Here is a 15411-nt window from a genome sequence, read left to right on the forward strand (position 1 = left end):
ACATTCCGAACCCGGAAGTTAAGCCTTCCAGCGCCGATGGTACTGCACCGGGGACGGTGTGGGAGAGTAGGACACCGCCGGACAATCATTTGTTCGACAGGAGAAGCCACCCCAACGGGGTGGCTTTTTCTGTTTCCACCATTTTTCCTGTTTCCACCAGGGGCCGACCGGCTGGACGGGTCCTCGTCGCGCCGCAAGCGGCGGCAGAATCGAGGAGACCCGTCGTTCGCGTCATCGTGCGACCCCCGGAGGACGACATCGACTGGACGGAACACACCCCCGAGGCCCTCGGCATGGACCAGGCCGGCCTTTCACGTGTGGTCGGGCTCGTCGAAGCCAGGGGAGCGAAGGCGCAGCTCTGCGTCCTCCGGGACGGCGCCGTCGTGCTCGACCGGGCGTTCGGCTGTGAGCCTACGTCGCTGTTCTGGATCTTCTCGGCCGGCAAGCCGTACACCGCGATGCTGGTGCACCTGCTCTCCCAGCGGGGACGGCTCAGCCTGGATGCTCCGGTCGCCACGTACTGGCCGGAGTTCGGGCGCCACGGCAAGGATCGCATCACGATCCGCCACGTGCTGCAGCACCGTTCCGGCCTGCCCAGCGGAGGGACGCTCTTCGGAGACCTGCTCGCCATGACCGACTGGCGGCGCTCGGTGCGGCGCATCCAGAACGCCCGGCCGCGCTGGCCGGCGGGGCAGGTTCCGGCCTACCAGCCGCTCGCGTACGGGTTCGTGCTCGGCGAGCTGGTACGCAGGGTCACGGGCAGCCCGATCGAACGGCTTCTCGCCCTCGAACTGCTGGCGCCCCTGCGATCGGGTGACACCTACCTGGGGCTCCCGGACGCGGAATGGCCGCGGCACGTCCCCATCCGGGCCGGGGGACCGGCGGGCGTCGGTGTGGAGACGGTGCTGAACAGGCGCTCGACGCGGCGTGCGGTGATCCCCGCGGCAGGCGTCTCGACGACCGCGCGGGACCTGGCGGCCTTCTATCTGATGCTGCTGCGCGGAGGCTCGGCCGACGGTGTGCGCCTCCTGGAACCCGCGACCGTCGAGCTGGCCAGGACGCCGACAAGCGAAGGCGAGATCGACCGGACGGTGAAGGTGCCGATCCGCTGGTCCCACGGCTTCCAGCTCGGCGGCCCGAGGCCGGGCTGGCCGGCCCCGGGGCCAATGGGCGCGCGCGCCAGCCGGCGCACGTTCGGGCACAACGGCAGCGGCTGCTGCATCGCGTGGGCCGACCCCGAGCGCGGCCTCGTCGTCGCGTACCTCACGAACAGGCTCACCACGAGGAGCGCCGACGTCCGCCATCAGACGAACGTCGCCGACGCGCTCCTCGCGGCCTGCGACGGCACCACCCGGCGGGCGGTGGCCGGCCCGGGATGAGGTGGTCAGCTCGACACGAGACGGTAGCCGACCCCGCGGACGGTCTGGATCATCGCGTCCTCCACGTCGCCGAGCCGCGCCCGCAGCCGCTTCACATGAACCGCGATGGTGTTCGTCGACATGCCGTCCGCGGAGTGCCACACGTTGCGCATGATCTGCTCGCGGGTGACCGTCCGGTCGGCGTTGCGCATCAGGTAGTGCAGCAGCTCGAACTCACGCAGCGGCAGGTGGACGATCCTTCCTCCCACCTTCACCTGGTACGCGGTGACGTCCAGCTCGACGTCCCCGATGGTAAGCACGATCCGATGGGTGTCCTGCCGGCGGAAGGCGGCATGAACGAGGGGGAGAAGCTCGGGGACGCGATAGGGCCTGGCGACGCAGGCCGTGGCCCCCGCCTCAAGGGCCTGCAGCGCCTGCGCGGCATCGCTGCCGAAGTCGATGCCGAGCAGGACGGGTACGGCTCGCGCGTGCCGTACGGCGCGGACGAAGTCCACGGGGCCCACGATCGGAAGGGACGCGCTGATCAGAACGGCGTCAGGCCGCAGCGCGCCGGCCTGGATCAGCGCCTGGGCGCCGTCCGGCACGCCGGTCACATCGACGCCCTCGGCCTGCAAGGCGGCCGAAAGCTGCCGTATGAGAACGGCGTCCGGATCGGCCACCAGGAGTATGGGCGCCGTCCGCGTGTCCCCCGCCACTGCGGATGCCGTCACCGGCGTGCCTCCAATGCTTGTCAGCCGAAGCGCCCCGTGATGTAGTCCTCGGTCGCCTTCTCAGTCGGATTGGTGAAGATCTTCGAGGTGTCGGACATCTCGACGAGCTTGCCCGGCTGGCCCTGTGCCGCCAGGTTGAAGAACGCGGTCTTGTCGCTGACCCGGGCCGCCTGCTGCATGTTGTGGGTCACGATCACGATCGTGTAGTCCTGCTTGAGCTTGCCGATCAGATCTTCGATCGCCAGCGTCGAGATGGGGTCGAGAGCCGAGCAGGGCTCGTCCATGAGGAGGACCTGCGGCTGCACGGCGATCGCCCGTGCGATGCACAGGCGCTGCTGCTGACCGCCGGACAGGCCGGAACCCGGCTTGTTGAGCCGGTCCTTGACCTCGTTCCACAGGTTGGCGCCCTTGAGCGAGTCCTCGACGATGCCTTCGAGCTGGGACCTGCTGTGACGGTGGTTCAGCCGCAGCCCCGCCGCCACGTTGTCGAAGATCGACATCGTCGGGAAGGGGTTGGGGCGCTGGAACACCATGCCGATGGTGCGCCGGACCGACACGGGATCGACGTCCTGGCCGTAGAGGTCCTGGTCCTCCAGGCGGACCTTCCCCTCGACGCGGGCGCCGGGGATGACCTCGTGCATGCGGTTCAGGGTCCGCAGGAACGTCGACTTGCCGCAACCGGAGGGGCCGATGAACGCCGTGACCGAGCGGGGCTCGATCGTCATCGTGATGCCCTCGATCGCCTTGTGCGAACCGTAGTAGGCGTCGAGGTCCGACACCTCGATCTGCTTGGCCATGTTCCTAGGACCTCCTCGCGGGCGAACGCCACCAGTTGATGAGGCGTGCGACCAGGTTGAGCAGCATGACGATCAGGATCAGCGTGAGCGCGCCGCTCCAGGCGCGGTCGATGGCGGTGTCGTTCGGCCGGCCGGCCTGATCGAAGACATACAGGGGGAGCCCCATCTGCGGACCGTTGAACGGGTCCTCGTTGATGGAGTCGGTGATGAAGACGGTCAGCAGCAGCGGCGCGGTCTCACCGGCGACGCGGGCGACGGCCAGCATGATGCCCGTGATGATGCCGGTGAACGCGGTCGGCAGCACCACCTTGACGATCGTGCGCCACTTGGGGACGCCCAGCGCGTAGGACGCCTCGCGCAGCTCGTTCGGCACGAGCTTGAGCATCTCCTCGGTGGATCTGACCACCACCGGCATCATCAGGATCGACAGTGCGAGGGCTCCGGCGAATCCGGAGAACGGCATGCCGAGCACGAGGATCCAGAAGGCCAGGACGAAGAGCCCGGAAACGACGGAAGGGACGCCGGTCATGACGTCCACGAAGAAGCTGATGACTCTCGACAGGCGTCCGCCCTCGCCGTACTCGACGAGGTAGACGGCGGTGAGCAGGCCGATGGGGACCGCGATGAGCGAGGCCAGCAGGACCTGCTCAAGCGTGCCGATGATCGCGTGGTAGGCCCCGCCGCCGGCGTCCCTCGCCCCGATGTTGCGCATCGAGTGGGTGAGGAACTCCAGGTCGAAGCGCTTGAGCCCGTTCGTGACGACCAGCCACAGCACGGACAGCAGCGGGATGATCGCGAGCGCGAAGGCCAGGTAGACGAGCACCTGGACGATGCGGTCCTTGACGCGCCGGCTCGTGGAGATGGGGTGGATGCCGGTCTGCACGGTGGTCACGCGGCGGCCCCCCGGAACTCCTTGCGGCGGGCGATGACCATGCGGGCGGCCATGTTCACCAGCAACGTGATGAGGAACAGGACGAGACCGGTGGCGATGAGCGCCCCGCGGCCGATGTCGGTGGCCTCACCGAAGCCGTTGGCGATGTTCGCGGCGATGCTGTTGCCGCTCGGGGTGAGGACGTGGAAGGAGATGTTGAACGTGGCCGGCAGGATCAGGGCGACCGCGATGGTCTCGCCCATCGCCCGGCCGAGGCCGAGCATGGCGGCGCTGATGACGCCGGGGCGGCCGAACGGCAGCACCGCGATCCTGATCATTTCCCATCGGGTGGCGCCGAGGGCCAGCGCGGCCTCCTCCTGGAACTTGGGCGCCTGGAGGAAGACCTCGCGGGAGATCGCGGCGATGATCGGAAGGATCATGATGGCGAGCACCAGTGAGGCGGTGAGCATGCTCTTGCCCACCACCGGATCGCCTCCGAAGAGGGGAATCCAGGCGAAGTAGGTGTTGAGGAACTTCGACGGCCCCAGCATGAACGGCACGAGGAAGGCGACCCCCCACAGGCCGTACACGACGCTGGGAACCGCCGCGAGGAGGTCGACGACGTAACCCAGGGCCGAGGCGAGCCGGCGCGGCGCGTAGTGCGAGATGAACAGCGCGACGCCCACCGCCACAGGGGTGGCGATGATCAGAGCGATCAGCGAGCTCAGCACGGTGCCGAAGGCGAGGGCCCCGATGCCGAAGACGGGCTTGGTCGCGTTCGGCTGGAAGGTCAACTCGGTCAGGAAGTGGGAGGTGTTGGCCTGGAGGGCGGGGACGGCCTTGACGACCAGGAACACCCCGATCGCGGCCATGATCGCCAGAAGGGCGATGCCGGCGGCGAGCGAGGCGAAACGGAAGGGAGCGTCTCCGCGGCTGCGCCGGAAGGCGGACCGGCCAAGGGCCGGCCCGCTCTTCCTGGTACCAAGTGATGTGGCCATCTGGCTAGGAGATCGCCTCGACAGCGGTGCGGACCTTGGAGATGAGGCTGGTCGGCAGCGGGGCGTAGCCCAGGGTGGTCAGCGCCTGCTGACCCTCGTCACCGGCGGTGTAGGTCAGGAACGACTTGACCAGCTTGGCCTGGTCGGCGGCGAGGCCCTTCTCGCAGGTGATCTCGTAGGTCACCAGGACGATCGGGTAGGCGCCGGCGGCCTTGGTGGCGTAGTCGATCCCGAGCTTCAGGTCGTTGCCGGTGCCCTTGACCTCGGCGGCCTCGACGGTCTTGGCGGCGCTCTCCGGGGTGAGCTCGACGAACTCGCCCGAGCCGTTGGCGACCTTGGCCTTCTGGAGCTGGGAGTTCTCGGCGAAGGACAGCTCGACGTAGCTGATCGCGCCCTCGGTGCTCTTGACCGAGGAGGCGATGCCGTCGGAGCCCTTGGAGCCCTGGCCCTGGGCCTCGGCGGGCCACGCCTTGGCGGGCTCGTACGGCCACTCGGCCGTGGCCTGGAGGAACTTGGTGAAGTTGGCGCTGGTGCCGGACTCGTCCGAGCGGTGGAACGCCTGGATCGCGGTCGAGGGCAGCTTCGCGTCGGGGTTGTCGGCCTTGATGGCCGGGTCGTCCCACTTGGTGATCTTGCTGTTGAAGATGCCGCTGATGGTCTTCGGCGACAGCTGGAGGCCGTCCACCCCTGGCAGGTTGTAGACGACGGCGACCGGTCCGATCACCATCGGCAGGTTGATGGCCTTGCCGGTCTTGCAGCGGGCGTCGGCCTGGGCGGGCTCGCCCTTGGTGTCGTCGAGGGCCGAGTCGGAGCCGGCGAAGGCCACGGTGCCCTGGATGAAGGCCTGGACGCCGGCGCCCGAGCCGCTCGGCTGGTAGTTGATGCTGACACCCGGGTTCGCCGACTGGAACGACTTCTTCCACTCCGCGATGGCGTTGGCCTGGGCGGACGAGCCGGCGGCGTTGATGCTGCCCTTGGTGGTGTCGTCACCCTGAGCGGCGGCACTCGACGTGCCTCCGGGGGTGCCGGAGTTGTCATCGGTACCGCATGCGGCGAGCGAGAGCACGCCGGCGATGGCGGCTACGGCGAGCCGGCCTGCATACTTCACGGTTGTTCCTCCCGTTGTCTCTTCAACAGCAGGGACATTAGGGAGCGAAGGTGGCCTGATCCCCTGGTAAAGGTGAACGAGTGGTGAACTGGCACGGTCGCTTTGTGTGATCTCGGATAGATAACGACCAGGTCACGACCGTTATGGGAGAGGATCGCTTCATGAAGCGCGTATGTCTGGTCTGCATGGGGAACATCTGCCGGTCGCCGATGGCCGAGGTCGTGCTGCGGCGCACGTTCGCCGGCCGCGGGCTCGACGTGGAGGTGGACAGCGCCGGCACCGGCGGATGGCACGCGGGCGACCCGATGGACGAGCGTGCGCTGTCGACGCTGGCCGACCACGGCTACGACGGCTCGGCGCACCGGGCCCGCCAGTTCGACCCCGCGTGGTTCGCCGAGCGCGACCTGATCCTGGTGATGGACCGCGACAATCTGCGCGCCGTACGGCGGATCGCACCGCCGGGCGCGGACGTGCGGCTGCTGCGCTCCTTCGACCCGGCGGCCCCCGCGGACGCGGAGGTGCCCGACCCCTACTACGGGGGCGCCGAGGGGTTCGTCGAGGTCCTGCGCATGATCGAGGACGCCGCCGAGGGGGTGGCGAAGCACCTTGAAGATCATTAGGGATCTCGGCCGCAGCCACGCGTGGACGCTCCACGAGGCCGAGCTCGACGACGGCCGCCGGGCCTTCGTCAAGTCCGTCGCCGCAAAGCCGGTGTCCGGTGACGGCGGGGCCGGTTTCACCGCCGAGGCGGCGGGGCTGCGCTGGCTCGCCGAGGCGGACGCCGTCGCCGTGCCTGAGGTGATCGAGGCGGACGGCGACATTCTGGTGCTGGAATGGGTCGAGACGGGGCCGGCGAGCGCCGGCGCGGCGGAGCGGTTCGGGCGGGAGCTCGCCGCCCTCCACGCCGCCGGGGCCGGCGGCTTCGGCGCGCCCTGGCCCGGAACGATCGCCGAGCTGGCGATGGACAACACACCCGTCCCCGACTGGACGTCGTTCTACGTCACCCGCCGCGTCCTGCCGTTCGTACGGCTGGCGCGTGACGGCGGCCATCTGACGGCGCACGACGTCGAGCTGGTGGAGGAGGCCTGCGCGTACCTGCCTGAGGTCGCCGGGCCGGCCGAGCCGCCGAGCCGTGTGCACGGCGACCTGTGGAACGGCAACCTGCTCTGGAGCGGCGGCCGGGTCGTGCTGATCGACCCCGCGGCGCACGGCGGGCACCGGGAGACCGACCTCGCGATGCTGGCGCTTTTCGGCGCGCCCCATCTCGGCACGATCCTGGGTGCCTACCGTGAGGCGGCGCCGCCGGCGGACGGCTGGCGTGAGCGCGTCCCGATGCACCAGCTCCACCCGCTCGCCGTGCACGTCTGCCTGTACGGCGAGGCCTACCGGGGCAGCCTGTTGTCGGCCGCCGCCGAGGTGCTGGCCATCTGAGGGTGCCGCGGTGGGGCGCCGTCAGCGGCGGGACAGGCGCTTCAGCACCTCGGGGTGGAGAAGGCCGTTGGTGCAGACCAGGCTGCCGCCGTCGAGTGGCGGGGTGCCGTCGAGCGCGGTGCACGCGCCGCCGGCCTCCTCCACGATGACGGTGAGCGCGGCCATGTCCCAGGCGGAAAGCTCGGGCTCGGCCGAGATGTCCACCGCCCCCTCGGCGACCAGCATGTGCGACCAGAAGTCCCCGTAGCCGCGGCTGCGCCACACATCACGGGTGAGGTCGAGGAAGGGGTCGAGCCGGTCGCCCTTCTCCCACTCCTCCAGGTCGGAGAAGGAGAACGAGGCGTCGCCCAGGCGGCCGACGGACGAGACCTGGCAGCGGGTCGCCTTGGTGAGGCTGCGGCCCGTCCAGGCGCCCCCCTCCTTGGCGGCCCACCAGCGGCGGCCGATCGCCGGCGCCGAGACCACTCCCACCACGATCTGGCCGCGCTCCATCAGGGCGATCAGCGTGGCCCACACCGGCACGCCGCGTACGTAGTTCTTCGTGCCGTCGATCGGGTCGACGATCCATGAGCGCATGCCGTACCCGGTCATGCCGTACTCCTCGCCCATGACGGCGTCGCGCGGGCGGGCGCGCTTCAGCGTGCCGCGGATCGCCTCCTCGACGGCCCGGTCGGCGTCGCTCACCGGGGTCAGGTCGGGCTTCGTGTCGACCTTCAGGTCGACGGCCTTGAACCGCCGCATCGTGATGTCGTCGGCGGCGTCCGCCATCACGTGCGCGAGGCGCAGATCGTCGCTGTATCCCATCACAGGCCCCAAGGTATCGCGCCCGCGGGCCCGGACATCAGGTCCGGATCGCTCCAGGCCGTACTGGCTAGTAACATCTGCGGCCATGGACATCGGCGCATTTCTGCTCGACACGGTGCCGTTCGCGCGGCTGCTGGGGATCTCCTTCGACTCGGTGGGCGGCGGTGCGGCCGTGGCCCGCCTGCCCGACCGCGACGACCTGCACAACCACGTGGGCGGGCCGCACGCCGGCGCCCTGTTCTCGCTGGCGGAGTCGGCGTCGGGGGCGGCCATGCTGTCGGCGTTCGGCGACCAGCTATCCCGGGCCGTGCCGCTGGCGACCGACGCCCGCATCCGCTACCGCAAGCTGGCGAAGGGGGAGGTGACGGCGTCGGCGACGCTGGTCGCCGACCCCGCCGCGGTCGTCGCCGAGCTCGACGCGGGCAGGCGCCCCGAGTTCGAGGTGGAGGTCGGCATCCGCGACGCGCGGGATGTCACCGTGTGCGAGATGACGGTCTCGTGGACGCTGCGCCCCAACCGCTGACCCCCTGACCCGCGTGGTCAGTCGTCGTCGGCCCCTTCGCGGCTGGACAGCAGCCGCCTGAGCGACTCCAGCCGTGCCGGGGGTGCGTGGCCCTCGGCCACGAAACGGTCGAGCGCGCAGTCGTCGTCGCCGAGATGGGTGCAGCCCTTCGGGCAGTCGACGGCCGCCTCGTTCAGGTCGGGGAAGGCCGCGAGCACGGTCTCCACCTCCACGTGCGCCAGGCCGAAGCTGCGCACCCCGGGCGTGTCGATGATCCAGCCGCCTCCGGGCAGCTCCAGCGCGACCGCCGAGGTCGAGGTGTGCCTGCCCCGGCCGGTGACCGCGTTGACGTGGGAGACCGCCCGGTGGGCGTGCGGCACGAGCGCGTTGACCAGGGTCGACTTGCCGACCCCGGAGTGGCCGACCATCACGCTGATCTGGTCGGCCAGCGCCTCACGCAGCTCGTCGAGCTCCCCGCCCCTGCGCACCACGACGTACGGCACGCCGAGCGGGTCGTACAGCGACACCAGATCGGCGGCGGGGGCCAGGTCGGCCTTGGTGAGGCACAGCAACGGCTCGATGTCGGCGTCGAACGCCGCGACCAGCATCCGGTCGATCATCCGGGGCCGCGGCGGCGGGTCGGCGAGCGCGGTGACGATGACGAGCTGGTCGGCGTTGGCGACGATCGGCCGTTCGACGTCGTCGGTGTCGTCGGCGCTGCGCCGCAGCATCGAGCCGCGCTCCTCGACCCGCACGATCCGGGCGAGCGAGTCCGGCTGCCCGGTCACGTCGCCGACCAGCGCCACGCGGTCGCCGACGACGATCCCCTTGCGGCCGAGCTCACGCGCCTTCATGGCGACCACGAGGAACGGCTCGCCGGCCTCCGCCGCGCGCTTCTTACGGCGGCGGTCCTCCGGGGGCAGGGCGACCTCGTGGCCGACCAGGCAGGTGTACCGGCCGCGGTCGACCGCCACGACGAAGCCCTCGACGGCCCCACTGTGGGCAGGGCGCTGCCGCGTCCGGGGCCGGGAGCCCTTGCCCGGTCTGACCCTGACGTCGTCCTCGTCGTACTGCCGTTTCCTCAGCGCCCGCGCCCCGATCGTCTCGCGCGGTCCGCCGTGCGGATCACGCCTTCATCCCGTGCTGCCCAGCATCTCGGCCCACATGCGGGCGAACTCCGGCAGGGTCTTGGCCGTGGTGGCGATGTCCTCGACCTCCACGCCCGGCACCGCGAGCCCGATGACCGCGGCCGCCGTGGCCATCCGGTGGTCGGCGTACGTGCGGAACACCCCGCCGGACAGCGGCCTGGGGTGGATCTCCAGGCCGTCGTCGGTCTCGCGGGCGTCGCCGCCCAGCCGGTTGATCTCGGTGGCCAGCGCCGTGATGCGGTCGGTCTCGTGGCCGCGGATGTGCGCGACGCCGCTGATCCGGGACGGCCCCTCGGCCAGCGCGGCGAGCGCGGCGATGGTCGGGGTGAGCTCGCTGACGTCGTGCAGGTCCACCTCGACGCCCTGGACGGCCCCGGTGCCGGTCACCCGCAGCCCTTCGGGGACGCGTTCCACGGCGGCGCCCATGGCGGCGAGGAGGTGGCGCAGCTCGTCGCCGCCCTGGGTCGTCTCGTCCGGCCATCCGGGGATCACCACGGTGCCGCCGGTGACGAGCGCGGCCGCCAGGAAGGGGGCCGCGTTGGACAGGTCGGGCTCGACGGTGACGTCCATCGCGCGGATGGGGCCGGGCTGGACACGCCAGACGTCCCGCTCGGTGTCGTCCACCTCCACGCCGGCCTGGCGCAGCATGTGCACGGTCATCGCGATGTGGGGCATCGACGGCACGGGCGGTCCGCTGTGCCGTACGGTGACGCCCTTCTCGAAGCGGGCCCCGGCCAGCAGCAGGCCCGACACCATCTGCGAGGAGACGGAGGCGTCGAGCACGACCTCGCCGCCGGGGATCGGCCCGCTGATCGTGAACGGCAGCGCGTCGCCGTCGACCGACGCTCCCAGCGCGCGCAGGGCGCCCAGGATCGGGCCCATCGGCCGTTTGCGGGCGTGCGGGTCGCCGTCGAAGGAGACGGGGGTGCCGGCGAGCGCCGCGACCGGGGGCACGAAGCGCATGACGGTGCCGGCCAGGCCCACGTCGATGGAGACGCCGCCGGTGAGTGCGTGCGGGACGATCTCCCAGTCGACGCTGGAGGCGCTCTCGTTCGAGGAGGTCATCTCGGTGCCCAGCGACCGGAGCGCGGCCACCATCAGATCGGCGTCGCGGCTGCGCAGTGCCAGCCGTACGGAGCCGGGCGCCTCGGCCAGCGCGGCGAGCAGCAGCGCGCGGTTGGTCACCGACTTGGACCCCGGCAGCCGGACCGTGGCGTCCACCGGAGCCGTGACCGCCGGTGCGGGCCAGTGCGGCGGTGCGGGATGCGGCCCGGCGTCGCCGGACGCGGAGTGCGGAGCGGCCATGCCCAGAAGCTTATCGGGAGCTCCCCCTCGGGTGCCCGCGCGGCACGTCACGCCCCCCCGCTTTCCGTCGTTGAGCGGGCGCGCGCGGACACGGACGGGATGGCAGTCTTTAGGGCATGTGCGGGAGGTACGCGTCGGCGCGGAAGAAGCAGGAGTTGCTCGAGGAGTTCGAGGTCGAGGTGGACGGCGTCCCCGACCAGGATCTCCGGCCCGATTACAACGTGGCGCCCACGAAGAACGTCTACGCGGTCATGTGCAGAGCCCCCAAGCCGGAGTCCCCCGGCGGTGAGGGCTCCGCGGCCGGGGACGACCGGCCGGTGCGGCAGCTGCGCCTGGTCAGATGGGGCCTGGTGCCGAGCTGGGCGAAGGATCCGTCGATCGGGTCGCGGCTCATCAACGCCAGGATCGAGACGGTGGCGGAGAAGCCGTCGTACCGCAGGGCGTTCAAGTCGCGCCGGTGCCTGCTCCCCGCCGACGGCTACTACGAGTGGATGCCGGGGGAGGACAACAAGAAGCAGCCCTTCTTCATCCACCCGGCCGACGGCGGCGTGCTGGCGATGGCCGGGCTCTACGAGTTCTGGAAGGACCCCGGCCGGGACGACGACGACCCGCTGAAGTGGTTGTGCACGTGCACCGTCATCACCACCACCGCAGAGGACAAGCTGGGCCGTATCCACGACCGGATGCCCATGATGGTCGAGCGGGACCGGTGGGCCGACTGGCTCGACCCGGGGTTGAGCGATCCGGCGGGGCTCCTCGTCCCTGCCGGCCCCGACAGGCTCGAAGCGTACGCGGTGTCCACCTCGGTGAACAACGTGCGTAACAACGGCCCGGAGCTGGTCGAACCTCTGCTGGGGGACGGTGGCGAGGTCGTGCTCTTCTGAAACACCACTGGTGTAAGTAACACCTCGAATGGGCATTCGGTGAGATAGCACTTAACACACCGTTAAGGGCTGATGGCTCGCCGGGAGGCCGGGGCTCCCGCGCGGATGCTCCCCCGTTCCCGGAGGTGCGGACTCGTGGACGTCGCGACCGTGCGCATGCGCCTGGAAGGCATGCTCCAAGAGATCGACCGGTCCATCAGGGTGCTGAAGGGCGAACCGGTCCCTCCGCACGAGAGGTCGGCGGCCGACGGGGCCGCCGATCTGTTCGACACCGACCGCGTCCGGGCCATGCTCCACGTCGCCGGTCAGCAGCGCACCGCCGTGCTGGCCGCGTTGAAGCGGCTCGACGACGGCGGCTACGGCCAGTGCGTGGACTGCGGGAAGCCGGTGCCCGAGGGCAGGCTGGAGGCGCGTCCGGAGGCGGCCCGCTGCGTCGCCTGCCAGTCGCGCACCGAACGCCGCCGCTAGGGCCGGCCCTGGGAGCCTGGGCGATCAGAGGGGCTTGCGGGCGCTGGCCACCAGGTGGATGCCCACGGTGTCGTCGCCGTCGGCCTGCGTCTCCAGCTCGGTCCGCACCAGCCAGGACAGCGACCGGCTCTGCGAGCTCAGCACGTGGTCGACCGTGGAGGGGGACAGCACGGTCCGGGGGCGCACCCACTCCACCTCCAGCCCGGCGCCGGCGATCAGCTCCCGGACCTGGGCGCTGGTGAAGCACCGGGTGATGCTGCCGTCGGGCCAGGGGATGAGCATGACCTCGCCGGTCTGGCACAGGTGGGCCCAGTAGTTCTGCTCGGCGAGGATCGCCATGCCGAGGACCAGCGAGTCGACGCAGAGCAGCGCCCGCCCGCCGGGCTTCAGCACGCGGGCCACGTCCTCGATCACGGACTCCGCCATGATCTCCACCGACAGGACCCGCTCCTCGGCGACCACCCCGTCGACGCACGCGTCGGGAAGGAACCCCAGGTCGTCGGCGCGGACCTTCTGGATGCGGTCGGAGGCGTCCCGCAGCCACGGCTCGGCGGGCCTGCGGAAGTCCATCACCTCTATCACGCGGTGCCCGGCGCGGGCCGCCTGGGCCGGCCACCGCCCGTTGCCGCCGGACAGGTCCAGCAGCAGGGACGGCCGCCGGGGCAGCCACTGGCGGAGCTGCTCGGCGACCACCGCCTGGTAGAAGGCCCAGTACGGCCCGAGCGTGCCCGAGCCGTTGAGTTCGTTGGCCGGTATAGGCAGCACGAGCGGCTCCTGGACTATGGCTATCTCAGAAGGCGGCATGAGATAGCGAAAACTCATTTCCGGGCTACCAAGCCGGTGACTGTTCTTTTCCCCGCACCGGGGCGTTCGTCACCTCAAACTGCACCGGGAACAGACTCTACGCCCGCCATGTTGCAGTTGGGCATGAAGACGTTGGTGCTGCCAGAAGCCCTCGACTGGGGCGCTGTCACCGGGCCGGTATCCTCGGCTGGGTACGGCGTCCAGAAGGGGGTGGGTCCGGTCTCCAAGACAGTCGAGGAGACTCTGGAGCAGCGCAGTGAGCGGTTCGAGCGTGATGTCATGCCCTACCTCGACCAGCTCTACTCAGCGGCGCTCCGGATGACCCGTAACCCAGCTGACGCGGAGGACCTCCTACAGGAGACCTTCGCCAAGGCCTTCGCGTCCTTCCACCAGTTCCAGGAGGGCACGAACCTCAAGGCCTGGCTTTACCGCATCCTCACGAACACCTTCATCAACAGCTACCGGAAGAAGCAGCGGGAGCCCAAGCAGGCCGGCACCGAGGAGATCGAGGACTGGCAGCTCGCCAGGGCCGAGTCCCACACGTCGGCCGGCCTCAAGTCGGCCGAGATCGAGGCGCTGGAGCACCTGCCCGACAGCGACGTCAAGGACGCGCTCGCCGCGCTCCCCGAGGATTTCCGCATCGCGGTCTACCTCGCCGACGTGGAGGGCTTCCCGTACAAGGAGATCGCGGAGATCATGGGAACCCCCATCGGGACCGTGATGTCGCGACTCCACCGCGGACGCCGACAGCTGCGCGGTCAGCTTGAGGACTACGCACGCGACCGCGGGCTCGTGCGGTCGGACTCCCGCGGCGGAGATCTCGACGGGCCGGTTCGGGAGGAGGAGCGATGAGCTGCGGGAACCACCACGACACCCCGTGCAGTGAAGTGCTCGATCGGGTCTACACCTATCTCGACGGCGAGCTGGACGGCGGCGGCTGCGCGGAGGTGAGGAAGCACCTCGACGAGTGCGGTCCCTGCCTCAAGGAATACGGCCTCGAGGAGGCCATCAAACGCCTCGTGGCCAAACGATGTGGCTGCGATCCCGTCCCCGAGGACCTGCGCGCCCGCGTGCTGGTCCGCATCCAGCAGGTTCGCGCCGAGCTCGCCGACTAGGATCTTCCCCGTACATTCCTGGAGAGGCGGAACATGCGGGCGCTGGTCACGGGTGGAGCGGGATTCATCGGGTCGAACCTGGTCGACAGGCTGGTGGCCGACGGCCACGAGGTCGCGGTCGTGGACGACCTGTCGTCCGGACGTAATCGCAACCCGCAGGCGCGCCTGCACGAGATGGACGTGCGCGACCCGGCCCTCTCCGGTGTCGTGGAGGAGTGGCGGCCCGAGGTGATCTGCCACCTGGCGGCGCAGATCAGCGTCCGCCGCAGCGTCGCCGACCCCGTCACGGACGCGAGGATGAACGTCGAGGGCGCGGTCAACGTCCTGGAGGCCGCGAGGCGCGCCGGGACGCGGAAGGTGGTCTACGCGTCCTCCGTCGCCGTGTACGGCAGGCCGTCGGTGATCCCGGTGCCCGGCGACGCCTCCACCGACCCTCGCTCCCCGTACGCCGCCTCGAAGCTCAGCGGCGAGCTGTACCTCGCGACCTACCGTGCGCTGTACGGACTGGAGTACACGACGCTCGTGCTGTCGAACGTGTACGGCCCCCGCCAGTCGCCCGAGGGGGAGGCCGGCGTCGTCGCGATCTTCACCGACGCCCTGCTGGCCGGCAGGCCCACGGTCCTGTACGGCGACGGGTCCCAGACGCGGGACTACATCTTCGTCGAGGACGTGGTGGACGCCTTCGCCCGCGCCTGCGGCACCGAGGGCGACGGCCGCCGCTTCAACCTCGGCACCGGCGTCCAGACCACCGATCGCGAGCTCCACTCGCTGGTCGCGGCGGCGGCGGGCACGCCCGACGAGCCGCGCTTCGAGCCGCCCCGGCTGGGCGACCTCCCCGCCATGGCCGTGGACCCCGCGCCCGCCCTGGAGGAGCTCGGCTGGCGGCCCAGGCACGACCTTGCGACCGGCCTCAAGGCCACCGTCGAATGGGCACGCGAGGCACTTCCCGACCGGAGGTGACACCCCGCCCACCGAGCCGGCCGCCGAAGACGAGGACGAGGACGAGGACGACGAACTGACGCAGCGCTTACCCGCCGGGAGGGCATTGCCGCTGTCGACACGACGATGGTCCAGCGGCGGCCCAGCC

At 70.5% G+C, this 15411-nt stretch carries 18 protein-coding genes and 1 rRNA gene; 10 read left to right on the forward strand and 9 right to left on the reverse strand.

All coding sequences use genetic code 11. The annotated features are described in order from the left end of the window. Both rrf and AB0B72_RS25940 read left to right on the forward strand, forming a co-directional pair. A 5S ribosomal RNA gene (gene rrf, locus AB0B72_RS25935) occupies positions 1-83 on the forward strand; the annotation flags it as partial. A gap of 153 nt (positions 84-236) precedes the next feature. Then, positions 237-1379 carry a serine hydrolase domain-containing protein gene (locus AB0B72_RS25940; RefSeq protein ID WP_367741548.1) on the forward strand — a complete coding sequence of 381 codons (1143 nt, stop codon included), beginning with the start codon at positions 237-239 and terminating at the stop codon, positions 1377-1379. A gap of 5 nt (positions 1380-1384) precedes the next feature. On the opposite strand, the gene AB0B72_RS25945 is transcribed toward AB0B72_RS25940, so the two are convergent. Genes AB0B72_RS25945 through pstS form a run of 5 tightly spaced genes read right to left on the reverse strand, consistent with a single transcriptional unit; the run spans position 1385 to position 5863 of the window. After that, positions 1385-2089 carry a response regulator transcription factor gene (locus tag AB0B72_RS25945; RefSeq protein WP_367741549.1) on the reverse strand — a complete coding sequence of 235 codons (705 nt, stop codon included), beginning with the start codon at positions 2087-2089 and terminating at the stop codon, positions 1385-1387. A gap of 20 nt (positions 2090-2109) precedes the next feature. After that, positions 2110-2886 (reverse strand): phosphate ABC transporter ATP-binding protein PstB, encoded by a 777-nt coding sequence (gene pstB, locus AB0B72_RS25950; RefSeq protein ID WP_367741551.1) that lies wholly within the window; start codon positions 2884-2886, stop codon positions 2110-2112. Positions 2887-2890: 4 nt separating this feature from the next. Further along, positions 2891-3769, reverse strand: coding sequence for a phosphate ABC transporter permease PstA (pstA, locus tag AB0B72_RS25955; RefSeq protein ID WP_367741671.1), 879 nt, complete (start codon positions 3767-3769; stop codon positions 2891-2893). Positions 3770-3774: 5 nt separating this feature from the next. Next, positions 3775-4755 carry a phosphate ABC transporter permease subunit PstC gene (pstC, locus tag AB0B72_RS25960; RefSeq protein WP_367741552.1) on the reverse strand — a complete coding sequence of 327 codons (981 nt, stop codon included), beginning with the start codon at positions 4753-4755 and terminating at the stop codon, positions 3775-3777. Between the two features lie 4 nt (positions 4756-4759). Further along, positions 4760-5863: a phosphate ABC transporter substrate-binding protein PstS gene (gene pstS, locus AB0B72_RS25965; protein ID WP_367741553.1), complete on the reverse strand. Its 1104-nt coding sequence runs from the start codon at positions 5861-5863 to the stop codon at positions 4760-4762. Positions 5864-6024: 161 nt separating this feature from the next. Here pstS and AB0B72_RS25970 point away from each other — a divergent pair, with 161 nt between their 5' ends. Next, positions 6025-6483, forward strand: coding sequence for a low molecular weight protein-tyrosine-phosphatase (locus AB0B72_RS25970; protein WP_367741554.1), 459 nt, complete (start codon positions 6025-6027; stop codon positions 6481-6483). Next, positions 6470-7294, forward strand: coding sequence for a fructosamine kinase family protein (locus AB0B72_RS25975; protein WP_367741556.1), 825 nt, complete (start codon positions 6470-6472; stop codon positions 7292-7294). Before AB0B72_RS25970 ends, AB0B72_RS25975 begins: the two co-directional genes overlap by 14 nt. A gap of 21 nt (positions 7295-7315) precedes the next feature. On the opposite strand, the gene hisN is transcribed toward AB0B72_RS25975, so the two are convergent. After that, positions 7316-8101 (reverse strand): histidinol-phosphatase, encoded by a 786-nt coding sequence (hisN, locus tag AB0B72_RS25980; RefSeq protein ID WP_367741557.1) that lies wholly within the window; start codon positions 8099-8101, stop codon positions 7316-7318. 82 nt (positions 8102-8183) lie between these two features. On the opposite strand from hisN, the gene AB0B72_RS25985 reads away from it, so the two are divergent. Next, positions 8184-8621 carry a DUF4442 domain-containing protein gene (locus AB0B72_RS25985; RefSeq protein ID WP_367741558.1) on the forward strand — a complete coding sequence of 146 codons (438 nt, stop codon included), beginning with the start codon at positions 8184-8186 and terminating at the stop codon, positions 8619-8621. A gap of 17 nt (positions 8622-8638) precedes the next feature. Here the strand turns inward: AB0B72_RS25985 and rsgA are convergent, their stop codons facing one another. Beyond that, positions 8639-9685, reverse strand: a complete 1047-nt coding sequence (rsgA, locus tag AB0B72_RS25990) for a ribosome small subunit-dependent GTPase A (protein WP_367741672.1) — start codon at positions 9683-9685, stop codon at positions 8639-8641. A 48-nt stretch (positions 9686-9733) separates the two neighbouring features. Next, positions 9734-11053, reverse strand: coding sequence for a 3-phosphoshikimate 1-carboxyvinyltransferase (gene aroA, locus AB0B72_RS25995; RefSeq protein WP_367741559.1), 1320 nt, complete (start codon positions 11051-11053; stop codon positions 9734-9736). Between the two features lie 116 nt (positions 11054-11169). Here aroA and AB0B72_RS26000 point away from each other — a divergent pair, with 116 nt between their 5' ends. Further along, a complete protein-coding gene (locus tag AB0B72_RS26000) occupies positions 11170-11937 on the forward strand; it encodes an SOS response-associated peptidase (RefSeq protein ID WP_367741560.1) in 768 nt (255 codons plus the stop codon). 135 nt (positions 11938-12072) lie between these two features. Continuing rightward, positions 12073-12405 carry a TraR/DksA family transcriptional regulator gene (locus tag AB0B72_RS26005; RefSeq protein WP_367741561.1) on the forward strand — a complete coding sequence of 111 codons (333 nt, stop codon included), beginning with the start codon at positions 12073-12075 and terminating at the stop codon, positions 12403-12405. 24 nt (positions 12406-12429) lie between these two features. On the opposite strand, the gene AB0B72_RS26010 is transcribed toward AB0B72_RS26005, so the two are convergent. Further along, positions 12430-13170, reverse strand: a complete 741-nt coding sequence (locus AB0B72_RS26010) for a class I SAM-dependent methyltransferase (RefSeq protein WP_367741562.1) — start codon at positions 13168-13170, stop codon at positions 12430-12432. Between the two features lie 249 nt (positions 13171-13419). Between AB0B72_RS26010 and AB0B72_RS26015 the strand changes: the two genes are divergently transcribed. From AB0B72_RS26015 to AB0B72_RS26025, 3 genes are read left to right on the forward strand one after another with little or no spacing between them, the layout of a single operon-like run. Then, positions 13420-14061: a sigma-70 family RNA polymerase sigma factor gene (locus AB0B72_RS26015; RefSeq protein ID WP_367741673.1), complete on the forward strand. Its 642-nt coding sequence runs from the start codon at positions 13420-13422 to the stop codon at positions 14059-14061. Continuing rightward, positions 14058-14324, forward strand: coding sequence for a mycothiol system anti-sigma-R factor (rsrA, locus tag AB0B72_RS26020; protein WP_367741563.1), 267 nt, complete (start codon positions 14058-14060; stop codon positions 14322-14324). Before AB0B72_RS26015 ends, rsrA begins: the two co-directional genes overlap by 4 nt. 33 nt (positions 14325-14357) lie before the next feature. Then, entirely contained in the window at positions 14358-15284 is a 927-nt protein-coding gene (locus AB0B72_RS26025; protein WP_367741565.1) for an NAD-dependent epimerase/dehydratase family protein, read from the forward strand. Positions 15285-15411: the final 127 nt, after the last annotated feature.

This window comes from Microbispora sp. NPDC049125, from assembly GCF_040802045.1.
GTDB lineage: Bacteria > Actinomycetota > Actinomycetes > Streptosporangiales > Streptosporangiaceae > Microbispora.